At 32.9% G+C, this 19,044-nt stretch carries 18 protein-coding genes; 3 read left to right on the plus strand and 15 right to left on the minus strand.

Going from position 1 to position 19,044, the window contains the following annotated elements:
* The first annotated feature begins 31 nt into the window (after positions 1 to 31).
* Positions 32 to 709 carry an ATP-binding protein gene (locus DXU93_RS06230; RefSeq protein ID WP_116880418.1) on the plus strand — a complete coding sequence of 226 codons (678 nt, stop codon included), beginning with the start codon at positions 32 to 34 and terminating at the stop codon, positions 707 to 709.
* A gap of 18 nt (positions 710 to 727) precedes the next feature.
* Here the strand turns inward: DXU93_RS06230 and DXU93_RS06235 are convergent, their stop codons facing one another.
* Both DXU93_RS06235 and DXU93_RS06240 read right to left on the minus strand, forming a co-directional pair.
* Entirely contained in the window at positions 728 to 1,177 is a 450-nt protein-coding gene (locus tag DXU93_RS06235) for a hypothetical protein (protein WP_116880419.1), read from the minus strand.
* Positions 1,178 to 1,325: 148 nt separating this feature from the next.
* Positions 1,326 to 3,581: an FUSC family protein gene (locus tag DXU93_RS06240; RefSeq protein WP_116880420.1), complete on the minus strand. Its 2,256-nt coding sequence runs from the start codon at positions 3,579 to 3,581 to the stop codon at positions 1,326 to 1,328.
* Positions 3,582 to 3,655: 74 nt separating this feature from the next.
* On the opposite strand from DXU93_RS06240, the gene DXU93_RS06245 reads away from it, so the two are divergent.
* Positions 3,656 to 4,264, plus strand: coding sequence for a hypothetical protein (locus DXU93_RS06245; RefSeq protein ID WP_116880421.1), 609 nt, complete (start codon positions 3,656 to 3,658; stop codon positions 4,262 to 4,264).
* Between the two features lie 18 nt (positions 4,265 to 4,282).
* Here DXU93_RS06245 and DXU93_RS06250 read toward each other — a convergent pair whose 3' ends face one another.
* From DXU93_RS06250 to DXU93_RS06260, 3 genes are read right to left on the minus strand one after another with little or no spacing between them, the layout of a single operon-like run.
* Positions 4,283 to 5,101, minus strand: coding sequence for a glycerophosphodiester phosphodiesterase (locus DXU93_RS06250; protein WP_116880422.1), 819 nt, complete (start codon positions 5,099 to 5,101; stop codon positions 4,283 to 4,285).
* A gap of 12 nt (positions 5,102 to 5,113) precedes the next feature.
* Entirely contained in the window at positions 5,114 to 5,647 is a 534-nt protein-coding gene (locus DXU93_RS06255) for a hypothetical protein (RefSeq protein WP_123776063.1), read from the minus strand.
* On the minus strand, positions 5,629 to 6,465 hold the full coding sequence (locus DXU93_RS06260; protein ID WP_165851348.1) for an SUMF1/EgtB/PvdO family nonheme iron enzyme: 837 nt from the start codon (positions 6,463 to 6,465) through the stop codon (positions 5,629 to 5,631). The genes DXU93_RS06255 and DXU93_RS06260 overlap by 19 nt, the downstream gene beginning before the upstream one ends.
* A 293-nt stretch (positions 6,466 to 6,758) precedes the next feature.
* Between DXU93_RS06260 and DXU93_RS06265 the strand changes: the two genes are divergently transcribed.
* Entirely contained in the window at positions 6,759 to 8,471 is a 1,713-nt protein-coding gene (locus tag DXU93_RS06265) for a DUF255 domain-containing protein (RefSeq protein WP_116880425.1), read from the plus strand.
* 15 nt (positions 8,472 to 8,486) lie between these two features.
* Here DXU93_RS06265 and DXU93_RS06270 read toward each other — a convergent pair whose 3' ends face one another.
* The 10 genes from DXU93_RS06270 to DXU93_RS06315 all read right to left on the minus strand — a co-directional run bounded on the left by DXU93_RS06270 (position 8,487) and on the right by DXU93_RS06315 (position 19,044).
* Positions 8,487 to 9,242, minus strand: coding sequence for an HvfC/BufC N-terminal domain-containing protein (locus DXU93_RS06270; RefSeq protein ID WP_116880426.1), 756 nt, complete (start codon positions 9,240 to 9,242; stop codon positions 8,487 to 8,489).
* Positions 9,235 to 10,080 (minus strand): HvfB family MNIO-type RiPP peptide maturase, encoded by an 846-nt coding sequence (locus tag DXU93_RS06275; RefSeq protein ID WP_116880427.1) that lies wholly within the window; start codon positions 10,078 to 10,080, stop codon positions 9,235 to 9,237. The genes DXU93_RS06270 and DXU93_RS06275 overlap by 8 nt, the downstream gene beginning before the upstream one ends.
* Before the next feature lie 135 nt (positions 10,081 to 10,215).
* On the minus strand, positions 10,216 to 10,626 hold the full coding sequence (locus DXU93_RS15125) for a hypothetical protein (RefSeq protein WP_205679236.1): 411 nt from the start codon (positions 10,624 to 10,626) through the stop codon (positions 10,216 to 10,218).
* A gap of 78 nt (positions 10,627 to 10,704) precedes the next feature.
* Positions 10,705 to 11,520 carry an anti-sigma factor gene (locus tag DXU93_RS06285; protein ID WP_116880428.1) on the minus strand — a complete coding sequence of 272 codons (816 nt, stop codon included), beginning with the start codon at positions 11,518 to 11,520 and terminating at the stop codon, positions 10,705 to 10,707.
* Entirely contained in the window at positions 11,511 to 12,062 is a 552-nt protein-coding gene (locus tag DXU93_RS06290; protein WP_116880429.1) for an RNA polymerase sigma factor, read from the minus strand. The genes DXU93_RS06285 and DXU93_RS06290 overlap by 10 nt, the downstream gene beginning before the upstream one ends.
* A 183-nt stretch (positions 12,063 to 12,245) precedes the next feature.
* Complete coding sequence (locus tag DXU93_RS06295; RefSeq protein WP_240623430.1) at positions 12,246 to 12,587, minus strand: type II toxin-antitoxin system PemK/MazF family toxin; 342 nt, start codon at positions 12,585 to 12,587, stop codon at positions 12,246 to 12,248.
* On the minus strand, positions 12,574 to 12,822 hold the full coding sequence (locus tag DXU93_RS06300) for a CopG family transcriptional regulator (protein WP_116880430.1): 249 nt from the start codon (positions 12,820 to 12,822) through the stop codon (positions 12,574 to 12,576). Before DXU93_RS06300 ends, DXU93_RS06295 begins: the two co-directional genes overlap by 14 nt.
* 318 nt (positions 12,823 to 13,140) lie before the next feature.
* Positions 13,141 to 16,638: an ATP-binding protein gene (locus DXU93_RS06305; protein WP_116880431.1), complete on the minus strand. Its 3,498-nt coding sequence runs from the start codon at positions 16,636 to 16,638 to the stop codon at positions 13,141 to 13,143.
* Positions 16,635 to 17,924, minus strand: a complete 1,290-nt coding sequence (locus tag DXU93_RS06310) for a metallophosphoesterase family protein (RefSeq protein ID WP_116880432.1) — start codon at positions 17,922 to 17,924, stop codon at positions 16,635 to 16,637. Before DXU93_RS06310 ends, DXU93_RS06305 begins: the two co-directional genes overlap by 4 nt.
* 124 nt (positions 17,925 to 18,048) lie before the next feature.
* On the minus strand, positions 18,049 to 19,044 hold the full coding sequence (locus DXU93_RS06315) for a S41 family peptidase (protein WP_116880433.1): 996 nt from the start codon (positions 19,042 to 19,044) through the stop codon (positions 18,049 to 18,051).

The following is a 19,044-nucleotide window of genomic DNA, read 5'->3' on the forward strand; positions in this document are numbered from 1 at the left end:
TTAGTCTGTGAAATCATTAAAACTATATATCATGAGAAATTTAAAAATAGCAATCGTAGGATTAGGACTTGTAGTAGGAACAGTTGGATTTGCTCAAGATGGCGGTAAAAGAATAAATAAGGACGCACACAAAGAAAAACGTTTTGAAAAACTCTCTGAAGAGTTGAACCTTACAGATCAACAAAAAGTGGAATTTCTAGCTTTAAATAAGGAAAGAAAAGAGGTTCATAAAAAACTGAAAGGTGACTCTTCTTTAGACAAGGAAGCAAAGAGAGCGAAAATGAAGGCACTTTGTAAAGACCAAAAAGCGAAAATGGCTGAGATCCTATCAGATGACCAAGAGTTGAAACTTAAGGAAATGAAGAAAGAGAAAGCTAATAAACGTTTTGATAAATTCGCTGAAAAGTTAGATTTAACAGAAGAGCAAAAAGTTCAAGTAGCTAGCTTGCAAAAAGAAAGGAAAGAAGCACATAAAGAACTGAAAGCCGAGGCTTCAATGGACAAGGAGGCAAAAAAATCTAAAATGAAAGCACTTCGTAAAAGTCAAAAAGAAAAAATGGCTGAAATATTAACAGATGATCAAGAGTTGAAACTAAAAGAAATGAAAAAAGAACGTTGTGCTAAAGACAAAGGTAAAAAGCACGGTAAGAAAAAAATAGATAAAGATACTAGAAAAGAGAGACTTAAAGAATCTACTGTAGTTAAATAATCAAAAGTTAGTAGTTTGTTAAATAGCTGCTTGTCCATTTAGATAAGCAGCTTTTTTATTGATTATCTTTTCTAATTCTCTTTCAAATTTAAAGTAGTTTCTTCTGTTTTTGCCCAAATCGAAAATACGGAAAGGAAAAATACAAATTGACTTAAAGTAAATTACCGACATTTCATGATCACCACGAACTTTAACGACGATCTCCTCAGACCATGAAGACGCATTCTTTTTAGATTGTGCGTAGAACCAGTTTTCTGCTTTATAAAACTTCACTTGATGAAACCCAGCATTTTTTAAAGCTTCTTCAACGCAGTCTAAACTACAGTGTAATTCCCAATCTAAGGATTTTGACGCTTTAAAACGACTCGTTAAACCTTCGATTCCATTGTATTTTCTTTTTATGAAAACAATAATCCAAAAAAAGATAAATAGAAAAAGAGCTGTTAAATATATAAGTGTTGTATTCATATTTTAGTAGTGTTTGAAGTAAATAGCGTCATAAAATTAACAATAATTAAAGAAAATTCAATTGAAATGTAAAAATAACGACGATTTTTATTTAGTGGAATTGTAAGTGGTTCGTTTTTAGTTGTGTATTAGAGCAGAGGAATGTTTTTTAGTTCCTCAAAGATATATTTAAATATTTCTGAATCGCCTTATTCAAGTTTGAACTCAGACCAATCAACCAAGTTAGTTGATTACTCACCAAATGTGCTTCCTGGAGCTCGTGTAACTCCTTTTCCTGAATATTAACTTGTCCAGATTTTATTTTTTCATCCCTTGCTTGAGAAAGGTTTAAATAACTTTCTTTTAATTTCTCTTTTGCTTTTGAAATATCGCCATGAGATTTAGTTTCAATTTTATCCTCTTCATTGAGTTTTGCAATAATTTGTGATAATGTATTGTTTACTTTAGAGAATAAAGCTTGAGTCTCGGCCGAAACAGGAGTCGTTTTGTGACCATGTATAAAACTCCCCAATGAAGCAATTGCAGAAAGTATGGTTTGGTTTAAGGTTACTATCTCATATATTAAATTGAATTCTTTTTGTTTCGATTTTGGGTCTTGTGTGATTCTTTGAAAAGCAGCGCTTAATTGACTCAAGGCTAAAAATGCCTCTTTTCTTGCGACTTTGTATTGTAGTTGTTGTTGCTCCTTGTCTTTATAGAATAGTTCTGTTGCTTTTAAATAGTTTTGGTTTTTTTGAACTGCATCAGTTATAATGGTTCGAACGTTTAAGGCTTCCCACGATGGAAATAATAAATAAATGGCTCCAAATGAAATTAGACCTCCGATTATCGTATCAATAATTCTGTATTGTATCACAGCGATAGCGTCAGGCTGAATAAAAAAGTAAACCGCAACAATATTTAAAGTGATAAAGAATGCAGCCCAACGATAGTTTTGTTGCATCAAAGCAAAAGCCAAAATCAACGAAACAAAAGCTAAAGCGCCGTATATTATTGCATTTTGAGTCAATAATACGATTCCAAATGCTAAAGCACCACCGAGTACTGTACCGATTATTCTGTCTTGTGCACGTGCTTTTGTTAACCCGTAATTTGGACGTAAAATCAAGAGTACAGTCAACATTATCCAATAGGCATTTTGAATCATAAAAAACTCTCCAAGTCCAAAAGCAAAAATAATGGCAATTGTGAGTCTCAACGCATGACGGAAAATGACAGATTGAAAAGTAAAATGTTCAAATAGAATATTGGGTTTATATTCTTGTAACGTTAAAAATCTTTTTGCTTCTGTCTTTTTTAAAGTAACCTTAGAATTAGTGTTGATGTTTGAAACAGCATGTCGAATAGTTTGAATTTCTTGCGATATCTTTTTTTGAAAGTCTAATAAATTTCGAAGTGTTAAAGCTCCTTCTCGAGCTTTTGGTAATTTATGTATTGAAATATATTCAGCAATTGCATTATTGGCTGCGTCTAAACAATTGTCTATATTTTTTTTACTTGGAATTTTGTGATGTGTGATGATAACATCTGCAAGTAAAGTGAGTTGTATAGCCATTTCTGAATTAAGTTGACTAAATTTTTCAATATGCTTATTTTGTGTTCCAAAAATCTGATCGAATTTATCATAGTCCCAGCTGTTAGCAATGACAGATTCTAAAATGTCAACCAAAGAAATAAAGATAACCAAGCGTTTTTCATCAAAATGGGAACGACCAGATTTTTTTCTACTGCTTAATAAAAGTTCTCTTAAAGTTTCGTGTTTTTCATTGATTTGCGCTTGAAAAACAAATGTTTTTTGAATTAATTCATCTCTGTTTTCTTCTGAAATTAGAAGCTGTGCACGAATATCTAAATAAGCTCCAGTTAGTTTTAAGGTTTCAGAAAGCAACTGATCATGGTCTTTTTTCGGAACAATTTTGTGAAATAAAATGGAAGCCATTAAATACCATAATCCACCACAAAACATGTAAGCTGCATGTATCCAAATATCAACAGAAGTCGTTTTAGTGGTAATCATTGCAATCACCATGGCCAGTAATCCTGAGAAAGCGACAAGTGAAGCTCTAAAGCCATAAGCCGATAAAAATGACACTCCGAAAGTAACAACAGCAATGAAAAATAAATTCAAATGAAAAAATGGTTGTGTGTAAAGGAAGAGGACAGTAACAAGTACGGTTAAAATTGTACTTAGTAATGTACCGTAAACTTTTCTTCTTAAACTACCAGGAATATCATTAGGGGCGTTAAGAAATGCTCCAAAAATAAATGATGGCGCCAGAACCATCAAATCAAGCAGGTAGAATGCAAAAAGTGGAATGACTAAAGATAATGAAATGACAATTCCTCTATAAAGATGCGAACTTCTTATAAATAACTCAAGCTTTGTACGTATGCTTTGTGCCATGAGAAATATTTAAGTGACAAAGTTAATCATTCGGGGTATAATTATTAACTTTAGTTTTGCCAATTATTACACTGATGAAACATATACTAATTCTTGTTTTTCTTTTTTGTGTTTTTTCTTCCATTTCGCAAGAAGCTAATAATGAACCAAAAGTTAAAAATGCATTTTCAATATCTGCAGGTGTATTTAGTCTAGGGGAATTCAGTTCGTTTGGTCCTTATTTTGGTCAATCTTATTCGTTTTCTTATCAAGTGTTTTTTCCTAATCGTTTTGTTTTTGGTTTTAACTTTCTCACAGATCGGTCTAAATACATAGCCTCTAATAAGGTTGAAGAATTTCCTAGTCTAAGAAAAGTTAAAGGATATTCAATGGGATTACAATTAGGTATTCATGCTGTGCGAAAGGAAAAGTTTGATTTATCTATAATTACAATGCCTCATTTTAATTCAATAGATTACTTTTTGAAATTTTACAATGAAGAACATGAAATGTATAAAGAACAAAAAAGAAATGAACTACTTTGGTTTGTTCCTATAGTTGCTTGGCGATTAGATTTCATGTATAAGCTAAGTCAATATCATGGTTTGGGTTTAGTTACAGATGTGCATATAGATATGATCCCATTAGAACTTGATTTTACTACTATTGGGCGTTTAATGGTAACTTACAGGATTTCTTTTTAAAACAGAAATGAATTGCAACTACTCTAGAATTTTCACCAGGTGCTTCACTTTGTCTGTTTGGATAAAATCAACATTGAATTGGACCGCACGAATATTTCTCTTTTTGGAATGGGTATTAAAAGTTGCGACCATAATTCCTTTCTCGTGAAGTAGGGTAATTCTTTCTTCAGTGAGTTCATCAAAAGGTAATGTTATTCCTACTATTTTATGTTCTTCAGCTAGTTGAAGCGCCTTTTCATATTCTGCATAAGCAAAATGTTGAATTTTTGAGTTTATAGATTGAAGTGCTGCAATAGAACCTTCATTTTTAGATTCGACGTAAATGTTATCCAATAAGTCAAATTCTACAATTAGATTATTGACTTCTGTGAGCATTGTGGCATAATAAGAAGTGTCGCTAGCCGTATTGAAGTTTTTAAGATCTAGAAAAAAGATGTATTCTTTTAAATGCTCAATATTTTGAAATAAGGATTCTAAGCGGACCAATCGATAACCGTTAAAATGCGGAGTGGTATACTGAACATCACTTATTTCATCCCAAGTTTTTTCGTGAATTTTACCTGTACTATTCGTTTTGGTATCAAGTGTTTCATCATGATAAGCTACCAGAACACCATCCTTGGTCATTTGCACATCAATCTCTGTTCCATCCGTTCCCAGGTTTAAACAATTAAGAATAGATTCTTGTGAATTCATCGGGTAAGAATGTCCTATTCCCATCCCCCCATGACCTAGGACCGTGATTTTATTCCCATTTAAATTTGAGATGTTAAAATCATTTTTCTGGCATGACAAAAATACCACCGTAAGTCCTATAAAAAGTAATGTAATTCTCATTGTTTACAGTATTTAAAAAGTATAACCAATCATGATGCTCCCCCAATGTTTAAAGATCTTTTGAAATTCAATAATAGGGCTGTAACTAATTCCATATATAAATCTATTTTCTTGTTTTTGATAGCGATAACCAATATTGAAATGTGTATGAAAAGATGTTCTTCTACTTGGTTTACCATTAAACTGATCTGCATAAACGGTGTTGCTTATTGTTTGTCCAAAACCCAAGTGAACTTTATGAGTCTTTCCATAGTAGACCGAAATACTTAATGGAATGAGGAGATCGGGATTGAACTTTTGCGTAAAATCAATAACTTGCACTGTACTGAATCCGATTTTTCCTCCAAGTGAGAATTGTTCATCAATAGTGATTATTCTTTCATAGTTTAATGCACCATACCCTCCTGGACCACCTACTTCAATTGAAACAATGTTTGCTCTCAAGGCTGTGGAATTTTGTGAATACCCATCCATTAAAGTGAAAATGAATATTAAAAATGTAAATAGATTTTTCAATTGAAATGCTTTTAATATTGTCCGTTCCATTCCTGAAATGTACATATATTTCTAAATCCTGTATAGCTGTTTACTAAATTATCGTCTTTTATGATTTTATCGTCTTTTATTTCACATGAATCCATATAACTCAACCCAAAAAACTCGCCTTCAATTGCTGTCATTTCTCTAATGTTTCCATTTAAGTGACTGATTTTTAGTTTTTTGTTGTTGAGCTGACTATTCACAGGACTAGGCCCGATTTGAGTTGAATCAGAAGTTTTGCCCATGCAGTTTCTGTCATTTAACTTTGCATACTTTTTTCCTTTGCTCGTTTGAATAAAAGCAGTGTAAAGAGAATCTGTAAATTGACTAGCTTTTTTAAAGTTTTCAGCGTTTGGTAGACTATATTTAGGGTAGAACAGTATTTCTTTGCTGGGTTGAATATTCAGATATTGACCCTTAAAATATTTTTCAATTGTGAAAATCGAATCTTTATGGCTCGAATGTGGTAATGACAAAATACCTTTTTCAACAAGAAAGTTTTCCATTACTCTATCAGATCTCCATTTAGAATAATCCAAAGCTTGTTGGTAAGAAATTCCAACAACAGGATATTCACGATATGCAGGATGTATTAATTCGATAGGATTTCCGTTGATGTTTTGACTATAAACTGCTGTATAAGCTTCTTCATTTGGGATTGAACTTTTAAACACTTCAGAATCTTCACCATATACTTTCTTTAGCCAATTGGAGTATTCCAACCAATGAAAATTAGTTACTTCTGTTTTATCAAGAAATAAATTCTCCGAAATTGTCGTTGTTCCGGGAGGTGGATATACATCAGCTGAAGAATTTAAGGGCATATTTTTATAGCTCGAACATGAGCTTAAAATCAAAATAAATAGGAAGGGTAAATATTTCATAAGTTGTTTTGTTATTTTCTGATAAAAATAACTCCAATTTGTATAAAAGTTACAAATTACTAATTATGCTCTTCAAAATACTAAAATTCACCTGTGATTTCGTTTAATCGTAATTTCTTCTCGCATTTTTTTAAGATCATATTTTGGCACGATTTTTTGAAAATTCGTGCCAATTCAAGACTTTTATAAATCTATATCTCCTTTTCGAACGTATGTATTTTAAATAATAAATCATGAAATACATATTACTTTTCTTCTTTTTCACTTCGTTTGTCACCATGTCTCAGTCAATCGCTTGGAGACAATTGTCTTCAGCTGTATTGGAAGAGGCAAAATCTGAAAATAAAATTATTTTATTGAATTTAAAAGCGAATTGGTGTCACTGGTGTCATGTTATGGATGATTCTACCTATTCAAATTTAGCAGTTCAAGAATATATTGAAACACATTTTATTCCTGTAAAAGCAGATCAAGATGCGAATCCGGAATTATCTGCACGCTATAAAGAGTATGGATGGCCAGCGACAATATTTATCAATGGCAACGGGGAAGATGTAGTAAAAAGAGCAGGTTATATTTCTCCTGAACCATTTCTTCGATTGTTAAAAGCAATTGTTGCAGATCCATCGCCAGAAGAAGAAACAGGTTTTCCAACAGTTTTGAAAGCTTCACCTGATTCAGATAAAAGTGTACTCAATGATTTACAGAAAGCTTTTGAAAATGCCTTAGATTATGAAGATGGTGGTTTTGATCAAGACCAAAAATTCATCGAAAATGATACGTATGAATATGCTTTGTTCAACGGGAAAGAAGTAAAGATAAAGAACTGGATTAAGACAAGTGTAAATGGTGCTAGGAAATTATGTGACCCTGCTTGGGGAGGAGTTTATCAGTATTCTACACATGATGATTGGGAACATTTACATTTTGAAAAACTACTGAGTATTCAAACACGTTACTTACGAATATTCCACTATTTTAATTTGTACTTCCCTGAAGAGGAAACAGCGCAAAAAGAAATAGATGGAATCTTGAGGTATATTAACCGGTTTTTTAAACATGAAAATGGCTTGTATTCAAATGCGCAAGATGCAGACCTGGTTCAAGGTGAGCATGCTGAAGAGTATTTTCGCTTAGGAGATAAGGAACGTATGAAGTTAGGCGTGCCGAAAGTGGATACCAACACTTATACTTATAATAATGCTGAATTGGCACGTTCTTTATTAATACTAAGTTATGGGAATGAAGGTGATGGAAGTTATGCACGAACCTCTCACAAAATATTAGAATCATTAGCTCAACGTAAAGCGTCTAATAATCTTTATTTTCACGCTGCTGAAAAGCGCAAGGTTTGGAGCTTGAAAGACCAAATTGCAATGGCATTATTGCTTATTGAAGAATTAAAAGCAAATCAAAACAATAAAGAAGTTAAAGAGCTATTAAATACATTTTTAAGTGCAGTAGCTAAACAATTTATCAATGAAAATGGAAGTGCTAAGAGTTTTGTTGGCGATAACGGATTAATCGCTCAACCGCTCATTGAAGAGAATATACAGTTGGCACGAATTTTTAATTGGTATTCCTATTTTTCGAATCAAAAAAAATATAAAGTTTTGGCAAAAGGACTTTTTGATTACTTAATTCACCCTGAAATTGCTAAGGTCTATTATTCTCAACCTGCCTTGTTAATGCTGTCAAAAGAGTTGAATGAGGCTCCGCTTGAGTTTGTTTTTGTTCGCAACGGAGAAGGATCTAGTTTAAGTGATAAAGCGAGATCTTATGCTCCATTTTATAGTTTGTTCTCCGACTATTCAAAAGATGAATTACCGCAAGAGAAGGAAGAATTGTTTGGAGATTTTGAGGTAAATGTTCTGTTTGCTTGCACTGCCAATTATTGCTCAAGCCCAATGTATGATAAAGGAGATGTTGGGGAGTTTTTTAAATGAAAGGAAAGTTAAAGACTAGTAATTCTTTTCTCGAATGCCTAAAATAATACCTAAGTTTTTAAGTTTTTCAATGAACCTAGCAGCTTGTGGAACAACAATTTCTTTTAGTGATTGTTTTTCATTTTTCAACATATCATTCATTAATTCATGAAAAGAATAATCAGATTCCATCAAAGTAAACGCGATTTGAGTTGTTAAGGCATTAAGTTGAATGTATTGGACTGTTCCATTAGGTTGGCGATAAATCATGTAGAAGAAATCACCTTTTCGTTCCGAAATATTTGTCTCTTTTAAAGCATGAAGAGGGTAGTTGAGGTGCAGTATTTGTGTATAAGGAGAAAAATAAATGGGGTCATTTAAAATATCTTTTTGCATTTTAAAATCTCCAAATTCAATATCTTCTGCCGAGTGAACTTCAACTTCAACCCATTCAAATTTTAATAGATCAATAAGGTAGTTAACCTCAAATTTTTCTGGATATTTTTTTTGAATAGCAAAATCAATCAATTCACCAGGCATAAGAAACAATTGTGGGTTCTTACATTTATGCTCAGTGATAAACTCTTCTACCATGAGGTTCCAATTTTCATCAGACAATTGATCTTTTGTGATAGGGAAGGAGTTTTCCAAGGCATCAGTTATGATCGAATTAATTAACCTTTTGTAATGTGCCAATCTTTTAGGGCGAACCGCTTGGACATCTTTTAGCTCTTCACCTAAACAATATTTAGCTACATTTTCCTGAATGTTTTTTGTGTCTTGATTAAGCATATAATTTCGATTTTATTGATTCATTTCTCCATTGTTTACTTGCAATGTTTTCCAATGTTCTCATTTCATCTTTGATTTCCTCCATTTCTGGAAAGTTGAAATCTCTTTCTAGTAAAACAGGCACAGGTTTGATTTTAGGTAAAGTCCAATCATATAATTCAAAAACGTCTTCAATGATTGGCATTCCATGTGTGTCAATAATTAAATCTTCTTCAACTTTTTCATGTCCTGCCATGTGCATGTAGGCAACAGAATCTAGTGGTAAACTATCAATAAATTTTTTCGCATCATAATTATGGTTAAATGCATTAACAAAAACATTGTTAATGTCTAGTAATAATTGACAACCAGATTCTTCAACAATTGATTTGATAAACGTTGCCTCGTCCATTTCTGCAGCAACAGAAGTGTAATAGGATACATTTTCCAAAACAATCGGAATCTCTAAAAAATCTTGAACCTCTTTGATTCTTTGTACGATATGTTTTATTGCATCTTCACGAAATGGAATTGGTAAAAGGTCGTATAAATGTGCGTTTTCACTTTGACTATAGCTTAAATGTTCAGAGTAAATTTTAATATCATGTGTTTTGATAAAGTCTTTTATCTTTTTGATAAAACCCCAATTTAATGGGTCAGGACTTCCTATAGAAAGAGATAAGCCATGTGTAGTAATTTGATATTGCTCTGAAACTTCTCTAAACTTTTTGCCCCAGTAACCTCCCAAACCAATCCAGTTTTCTGGTGCGACTTCAACAAAAGCGGGTTTATCTGCTCCTCTTAAATTTAACGTTTCGTCTGCTATATTTTTTCTAAATCCTAATCCTACATGTTTCATAGTTGGTGTTTTTTGAATGGTTTTAAGTGGATCAATGCTTTATTGACATTGTTTAAAAGCATCATTGGAAAATGTTTAGGTGTAAAAAGAGGCTGTTGATTACAGCCCCATTGGTATTGTTATATCAAACTAATATTATTTGCCTGTACCACATTTTTGCTCGCTACTTTTACCTTTTTCACCGCATTTTTGTTCTCCAGATTTACCCTTCTCACCACATTTCTGTTCTTTGGCTTTTCCTTTTTCACCACACTTTTGCTCTTTAGCTTTACCTTTTTCACCGCATTTCTGCTCTTTGGCTTTACCTTTCTCGCCACATTTTTGTTCTTTAGCCTTTCCTTTTTCTCCACATTTTGCTTCGAAATTGATTGCTCCATTGATGGTGTTATTTATTGCATCAGTTGTTAGATTGGTTCTAATTTCGTTTCCAGAACCTAACTGATTTACCTCGAATAATTCGCTTGCATTCCCATCGAATGAAAAAGAAGTTGCTAAAACTGTTCCTGTAACTAAACCTAGTGTTTTTAAATTTTTACTTGAATTCATAATAATGTATTTGAAATTAATATCTAAAATACATACGATTAGAATTGCGTTTTGGATTTTACAAAGTGAAAATAATTATTAAACTCCACCATAAACATACATCTGTTCCATCGTTGGCGATTCACTACCACCTTTAGGTTCAAGTGTTACAGCATAAGCTTGCGCATTGGCGTAATAATCCATTTCTAATAAATCTTTTTCATTGATTGAATTAAAAACACCTAAACTTTTAGGTTTACCATCTACAATTGCCCAAAGTTGATAATCATTGCTTTCTGTAATTTCAGGTAAGTTGTTGACTTGAAGATAAAGTTGTTCATCTTCTCCGCTAACAAAAATACTCGCCAATGATTGAGGTTGGTTTTCTGTACCTTTCATTGTGATTTTCGAGGTACTTGAATTTGTTACCAAATTGAATTTTGAATTTATCTTTTCATTTTTAGAAGCTAACTCATCATTTTTTTCAATCAACTCTTTAAGCATACTGTTGTTTGCTGTGATGTCTCCTTGAAGTTCACTGTTTTCATTATTCAAATATAATCCTGTTCCAATAGAAATAAATAGAGCTACAGAACATGCGGCAGCAATGTATTTAAATCGATTCGAAGTAGAATTATTCATCATGACCACTTTTCCTTCATTATTATTAGAGTTGAGATTCTCTTGAGGTATATCTTTTATTTTTGAAAGTATTTCTGACTTTAATTTTACAGGTGGAGTAGTGGCGTACTTTGACACCATTTGTTCAACACCTTTCTGATGAGCAAATAATTCCTCTTGAAGCTCTGGATATATTTTTGTTAAACAAGCAACCTCTTGTCTTTCTTGTTCAGAAATATCACCAAGAACAAAACGTTCTAAAATACCAGAAGCAATATATTCTTTTATATCCATAACACAAATAATTTAAAAATTTCTCTCAATGACGCTATTGCTGTTCTAGACCTTGTCTTAACTGTTCCTAAGGGGATGTTTAATTCATCCGAAGTTTCTTGTTGTGTATAGCCTTTAAAATATAAATATTCAATCATTTCTACTTGTTCATCAGGTAAGCCATTGATTAGGTCTTTTAATCCAATTTGGTGAATTGGAATATCCATCTTGTCATCCTTTAAACTATATACGGAATTTTCACTAGTTTGGATTGAATGTATTTCATGACGCGTTATTTTTCTATAGTTGTCTATAGCCAAATTCCTTGTTATATTTAACATCCAGGTGTAAAAAGAACCTTTATTTTCGTCGTATTTATTTGCTTTAGACCATATTTTCACAAATGCTTCTTGTAAAATGTCTTGGGCTAATGCTTCGTCTTTTACAATCTTTAAACATAAACCATAAAGTGCTGGAGAAAAATTATCGTATATATTTTCCAAGGCTTCATGGCTACCGTTCTTAAGTTGTGTAACGTTTTGTATTATTTCAGTTTCACTCATCGATGATAAATGTAGTGTTTTACAATGATTTAAATGTTAAAAAGGAATTTAATTATTGATTGTCGACCAATAATTGGGAGGATTATTATTTACAAGTTAAGTCAAGGAGACAACCAAAATAAAAGATAAATTAACTTCTGAGATAAACCAAAATGTCTATAAATCTAGTTTTTTTGTCTTTGCTTAATACCTCAAAATATCATTCAAACATTCCTTAATTTCTTTGAGCTCAGTAGTAGATATTTTCCCCACTTTTTTTATCAATCTTTCTTTAGACATAGAACGCAAATGAAAAGTCAAAATTTCAGATGGATGACTTAATCCATTTTTTGTATTCGGTTCTAAAACAACATTTCCTTTATAGTTTTTAATTTTGCTCGTTAAAGGGCAAGTAATGACAACTTCCAAGTGTTCGTTCATTAAATCACCGCTAATCACAACTACTAGTCTTACTCCATTTTGCTCTCTACCTTTAGTAGGATTAAGATTGGTTAGCCAAATTTCAGCTTGTTTAATCTTTTTCATCCTCTGCGTCTAATTGAGACATATAATCCTCCATGCCCTCCTCAGCTAAAGTCATTAATTCTTTATCATTCGACATGCGTTTGAAAGATTGGGCGTAAGCGTTTTTGTTTAGCTGATCCAAATAAATAGTTAAGGCTTTTTCAATTAGCTTGTTTTTGGGCATACCGAGTGATTTAGCCTTTTTTTCAAGAAGCTGAAGCAGGTGGTCAGGAAGTGAGCTTGTAAAAGTTGCCATTATAAAATATATTTATGAAACGTAAATATAAATGTTATTTATTATACTTCAATATGTTCTATTGAGTTTTCTTTTAAAAGCCTTGCTTATGATTTGTCGTCGTAATTCCTTTCAATTTTTTTATTCGAAGGAATTCAGTATAATACGATCAACTAAATTGTGTCGTTTCTGGCGACATAATCTCTCTAATGTATCAAACTTTCCAATAGGTTGTAGTTAAGGAGTTATTGACTTGTGAGACAGCTTTCTTTTTTTCGAACCCTATTCTTTAGTTAAATAATGAATTAGATTAAATCTAGAGCCTTTTTTATTTCTAGTTTAACCGCGAGTAACAACTTCCAAAAAACGTTCTACTTGTGAAATAGAGATATCTACATTTGATAAATAAGCTTGCAGACGAATTAAAATTTCAGAAGAATCTATCGTTTCTCTATCATCAATAATGCCTTGCTCCAAGAAATAATCATTTAGCTCGTCTATAGTATCTCGTCTAAATCGAGGAACTCCTCCATTCTCTAAGGAATGAATTAAGGCCACTGGATCTCCATCTAATTCTGTTAGCTTATCTGACGTTTTATCAATAAAATTTTCAGAAATAAGTCCAGAATCCTGTAAATCTGTTCGGTCAATTAATTGATGACGACCAACGCGATACAATTCTTGGAAACGTGCTAAAACATCAGTAAGCTTTTTAAATTGCTCAAATTTTTCGTCATTTAGTCCGTCGATTTTTCCATTGTTTCTGACATAACTTTCCAGTTGTCCCCAATATTTAATCCCTCTTGCTAAAGCTGAGTGTAATAAATCAACATCCTGAATTAAATACCACAAATGAAGTTGGTTATTTTCTTGACCTAGTAAATTGAATTTTGGAACAGAAAGTTGTTGTCCGTATGCTTCATAACTCAAACCATCGGGAAGCGGAACGCTAGAAGTTAATTGGATTTGATTCGCTTCCACTTGATTTGGCGTTGAAAAACGACTTTCATTTTCTTTTTGGTCCAACTCGATGATTTTATATTGTAGATTGGATTGACTCAAATGAGCCTGCCATTTTTCTACTTCGTCAGCTTGAGCGGTAAAATAAAACACTTGTCGGCCTTCTCGGCTAATTTCAATCAACGCATCAATAATTGCTTTGGCTCTTTCGTCATCACTGTTGGCCAATAATTCATCTGCTAAAATGGGTAGTTTAATAGAAGATTCAACGGTTTCAACATAAGCCAAACGAACAGCAAGTAAAAGTTGAACACGCGTTCCAGTAGATAGTTCAGCGAGTTTAAATGTCCTTTTGGAAACTTCGTCTTTGGCTTCAAATGTTGTGTTGTCTTTTTCATTTAATCGCAATTCATATCTACCAAGTGTAATTTTATTGAAGATTTCATTTGCACGATTAAATAACTCAGGACGGTTTTTATTTTGTGTTTCATTTTTTAACTCCTCGATGATCATATCACCGGTTAAGGAAGATAAATTCTCTTCATATAATTGATGAAGTAACACATGGTTTTCATCTTTTTTAGAAAGTAAATCTTCTAATTCATGCCCTTTTCTTTTCTCTTCTACTTTGGTTTCAATTGTAATGATTTCTGCCTTGATTTTTTCAAGCTCTTTTGCTTTTTCAGCATTCTGTTCGGCTTTTATCAAAGCTTCTTCCGCATTTATTTCTTCAATTTCTGATTGATGTGTAGCATAAAGCGTGTCAAGTTTCAATTGATGTTCTGCTTTTGCAACGGCCTCTTTTGCAGAATAAAATTCTTTTCCAATTTGAGTGTACTCTTCCAGTTTTTTGGTCAATTCAAAAACTGAATCTTTGTCTTTTTCATCGATTTCAATACGACTGTAAATGTCAGCTAATCGACTTTTTTGCTTTGTGATTTTATCGCTATATTCAACTATCGCTTTTTGTTTATCTTCAATTATTCTTCTACTTTCTTGACGCGCTTTGAGCACTTTTTTCAGTTGAGAAAAGTTAGCCTTTAATTCGATTAAATCATCGGAAATGTCAGTGTTTAACTGTGCAAATGTTGGCTTTATTTTCTCTAATTCTTCATTGAAAAGTACATTTGCTTTTTCTATTTTGGCTTCATGAGTTTTAAGTGCTGTATTGGCTTCTTGCCAATTTTTAATGTGTGTTAAATACCAATATAAACTACTGAAATCATCATTTGCTATGGTTGGAAATTCTGGAATAGCTCTCAACTTCTCTTGCCATGCTTGGTGCTCATCGTGAAGTGCATCTAATTTTACTTGAAGCGCTGATAAGCCTTTCTTACATTCGTTTAATTTTTGAGTAATAGTCTCTTTCTCTTTTCCTTCTTTTAACTGATCAATGAGTTCATCAATTCGAGTAACCACACTGGCTGTTTCCCATTGAGAAGGGGGAGTTAATCCCGATTTTTCAAAATCATCTTCTCTGATGTTTAAGGTGTTATTTCCACCTGTACTTTTCTTTTTTTGTAATGTCAAAAAAGCTGCAATAGCAAGGCAAACTACACCAATAACACTGCCAATCCAACCGATAAATGGTGTAGTGAATGAAGCAAGTAAACCAAAAAACAGAATCCACATGGCAGTGTTATTCGATTTTTCGGTGTTGAGCGTAGGCTCTTTTAACCATTCTCCAAGTGTTTTAATTCCAAGAGAAATAGTGTCGGTTGAAGTACTCGAACCATTAGTTTGTTGAATTTTTTCTTCTAAAAAGTCTACTTCTGATTCCAAAACTTTTTTTCTTCCGAGAACCTGATGGGCATCACGTAAAAGCTTGTCCAAGTTACCGATGTTTTCAATGGAAATAGAATTCCATGCGTTAGCAATCGGGTTTTGAAGTTCAGTTTTAAAACCAATAGCTTCGAGTGCTGCTTTTTCTTTGGTTTTTTCTTGAAGAATCAATTGGTTTAAATCAGCAATCTGCCGCTTAATGTTCTCTAATTTTTCAATGCGAGCGTCTACTTCTTCAATGGTTTGACTGGTGATTTCTACATTAGAAATGTTTAATGCTTTAATTGTATTTTGTTGCTGCTCAATTTCAGTATTTGCTTTTTGAATAGCTTCCTCATTCTGCTGTATTTCCTCTTCGTATTGTTGAATTAATTCATGCTCATTTCCTTTCAATTTAGTAATCGCCGAAGGATACTCTTTGATTTTGTTATGTAGCAGTTCTTGTTCGCGTTTTAAAAGTTGAAAATCTGCTACTTTTTTATAAAATTCGAAACCTTGTTGAGCAAGATTCGCTTCTTCTTTTTTACGTCTTAATTCGTTTATTTGTGTTTCTTCTTGCTTTAAGCTCCTTTGTTCATCACGTTTTGATTGATATTCTTTTTCGGCGGATTTATAATTTTTATATGCTGTTGCTCCTAAAGTCTGAATTCTATTTGAATAATTTAATGAAGAATGCGCTGCCTGTAAATCAAATCCACCAATTGATTGTTTTGCGATTTCTCTAGCCAATTCATTTTCGTTTCCATCAACAAAATTGTGCAAAGCCAACAAATACCGATGATGACCTTCTTGCGCTGGAAGGCCTTTCAATTGTTCGTTAATTCCGTTTCGCTCTGTGCTAATTCGACCAGAATCAATATCAATTTCCCAATTGTCATTTTCGATCTTTACATTTCCGTGTAGACTTAATCCTTTGGTGTTTTTATGCCAAATTAATTCTTGAATCGCGCGTGCGGTGGAGCTTTTACCGGATGCGTTTGGCCCTGTGATAATATTCACATTTGGAGCCAAATTCTTCATTTTAGCCAAACCTGAAACTAAACCAGGTGACTTGCGAATGGAAAGCTCTTCTATTACGTAAGGTGATTTTTTCATTGGTTTTGTTGTTCAATTAAAGTGGTTAAAATGCGGTTACATTCCGTCAAAAGATATTGGTTTTGTATTTCCGTATCTGGCGATTTTACATTTTCGGATTCTATAATTGGATTGTAAACAGAAGATTGATAGGTTTTTTGATGGATTTTCTTCCATTTTTCGAGTAATTTATCTGAAAAAGGAGTTGTTTCACCTTTTTCTAAGGCGACAATTGTTTTGGCTAAAATTCCAGCTGGAGAAGATTCTAATGCTAATTCTTCTAAATTGTCGATCTTAGGCTTAACATGATATTTTATTTTTCGAATCGAAATTTTTGTTTCATTTATTTCTTGACTATAGGATTCAATACTTGGTTCGGTCCAGTTCTTTAAATCTTGAATATTGTTGTGTTGTCCAACAAAGTAAATATCATAAACCAAAAAAGAAGTGTTTTCTAATTCATTAATCTTAGCGTTAGCATCGGCATATAAAGTAGAAGTCATAACGTTTCGAACATCGGCTTCTGTGGTTTGGTCGGTAACGTCAATGTCGATAGATTTATACCTAACTGGCGAAAGAGGAATTGCTTTAGTCTCGATTGAATTTTGTGAATTTACAGTCACCAACATCGGTCCATGAATACCCGTTTCTTTGGCGCTTAAAGCATGCGGAGATCCAGGATAATAAACCATTGGGTTGAAATCACGTAAACAATCTGGCTTGTGAATGTGTCCTAAAAACCAAGCGTTTACATTTTTATTGTTAAAGCTCGATTTATCAATGGGTGCATAACTACTTTCAGGAACATCAACATCTCCGTGCAAAAGCCCGATTGTTGGAAGCGTTATATTCACTTGATCCAATTTGTATTTTAAAAATGGAGATTCTGCAAAATGTTTACTCGGAAAAGACCAACCAACAAATTGAATTTTTTCTTCATTTTTTGCGTATTCTTTTACTTCCCAAGTTCCATCTTTTCCGAGGAGATGAATATTTTCATAGCGATCAGAATCAACGAGTTGGGGGAGTACATCAAAATCATGATTTCCAGCAACCATAAATACCTCAATGCCTTCATTTTTTAATTTTTCAAAACCAGCATGTAAAGGACCAATGGCTTCAAAAAATCTATTGTTTTGGTCTACAACATCACCTGTTAAAGCCAATACATCAATTTTGTTTTTGATCACATAATCTACAATTTTTTGCCATGTAAATTTTGTTGCAAGAACATTTGAATCGGTATTTATTCCAGTCGATTTCTTCCCGATATGAATATCTCCTGTTACTAAAATGGATATTGCCATGATTGGTTTCTTTTATTTATTGCGGATAAAATGTTTTTTTTATCGCCTCTAAATTAAGATAAAAGTAAAGTTTGATTTTTACAAGGAAATTCAAAAAAATTCAAGCTCTAAAATAAATCAGCTGTTAATTCAATTCTAATATTGCACGCTCTAAAATTTCATCAGTTTCCACATCTGACCAGTCAAAAGCAGCGCTAATATCTGCCGGAACACCTTGTTCTGCATAATTGTTGCCATTGAGGTCTAAAAGTTGACTCACACTAAAACGATAAGTCCATCCGTTGGGTAATTGACCTCCGTTGGGCAAACCACCGCCACCGCCAGTTTTGTCTCCCAACAATGTGATGTTAGAAAAAGCTTTAGTTGCTACAGCAAAGAAAGTCGTAGCACTATAAGATCCACGGTCTATTAAAACAATAACTGGCTTGGTGTATTTTACCCCAGAAGAAGGTGTTATCGTAAAGGGTTCCTGTTCTCTAAAATCGTTATGCTCAGGTCCGTCACGGGTAATACTGTAGCCAACAGTTTTTTCTGTATTTGTAAATCTACCAAGTAATAGAGGAACATTAAAAACACTACCACCACCATTTTCACGAAGATCTAAAATTATTCCTTTTGTATTTTCATATCGGGATAAAATTAAATCCATTTGAGCTCCGCCAATTCCAGACATAAAACTGCCATACCTGATGTAACCAATTTCGCCATTGTCAATAAAATCGTGTTTAAAAGCTCCCGTTAACCAAGGATCTTCCAAATAAAATTCATCAATTGTTCGAGAACGATAATTTTTTGGACCATTGAGTGCAGCGTCATATCGGGAAATATTAAATGGAGAAATTAAATTGGTATGATCGTCCCTGAGTTCGTTGAGCATATCTGCTAAAACGTCAAATAATTCAATTTCTGATGAATTCTCGTTTAACATTGGTCGGTAAGTGTCTCGCATTTCATCCCAATCAATATTTTTCAATTCAAAATAGCTGTATTTCTTGTCGAGTTCTTCCCACAAATAATCGAAGTTTTCTAAGGCATCACTTGAAGCCATGTCAGGTTTGAATAATGCTTTTTCACAGGAAGCGAAAAATAAAACTGCAAGAATAAGTAATATATTTTTCAT

The organism is Brumimicrobium aurantiacum, assembly GCF_003402975.1.
Classification (GTDB): domain Bacteria; phylum Bacteroidota; class Bacteroidia; order Flavobacteriales_D; family Crocinitomicaceae; genus Brumimicrobium; species Brumimicrobium aurantiacum.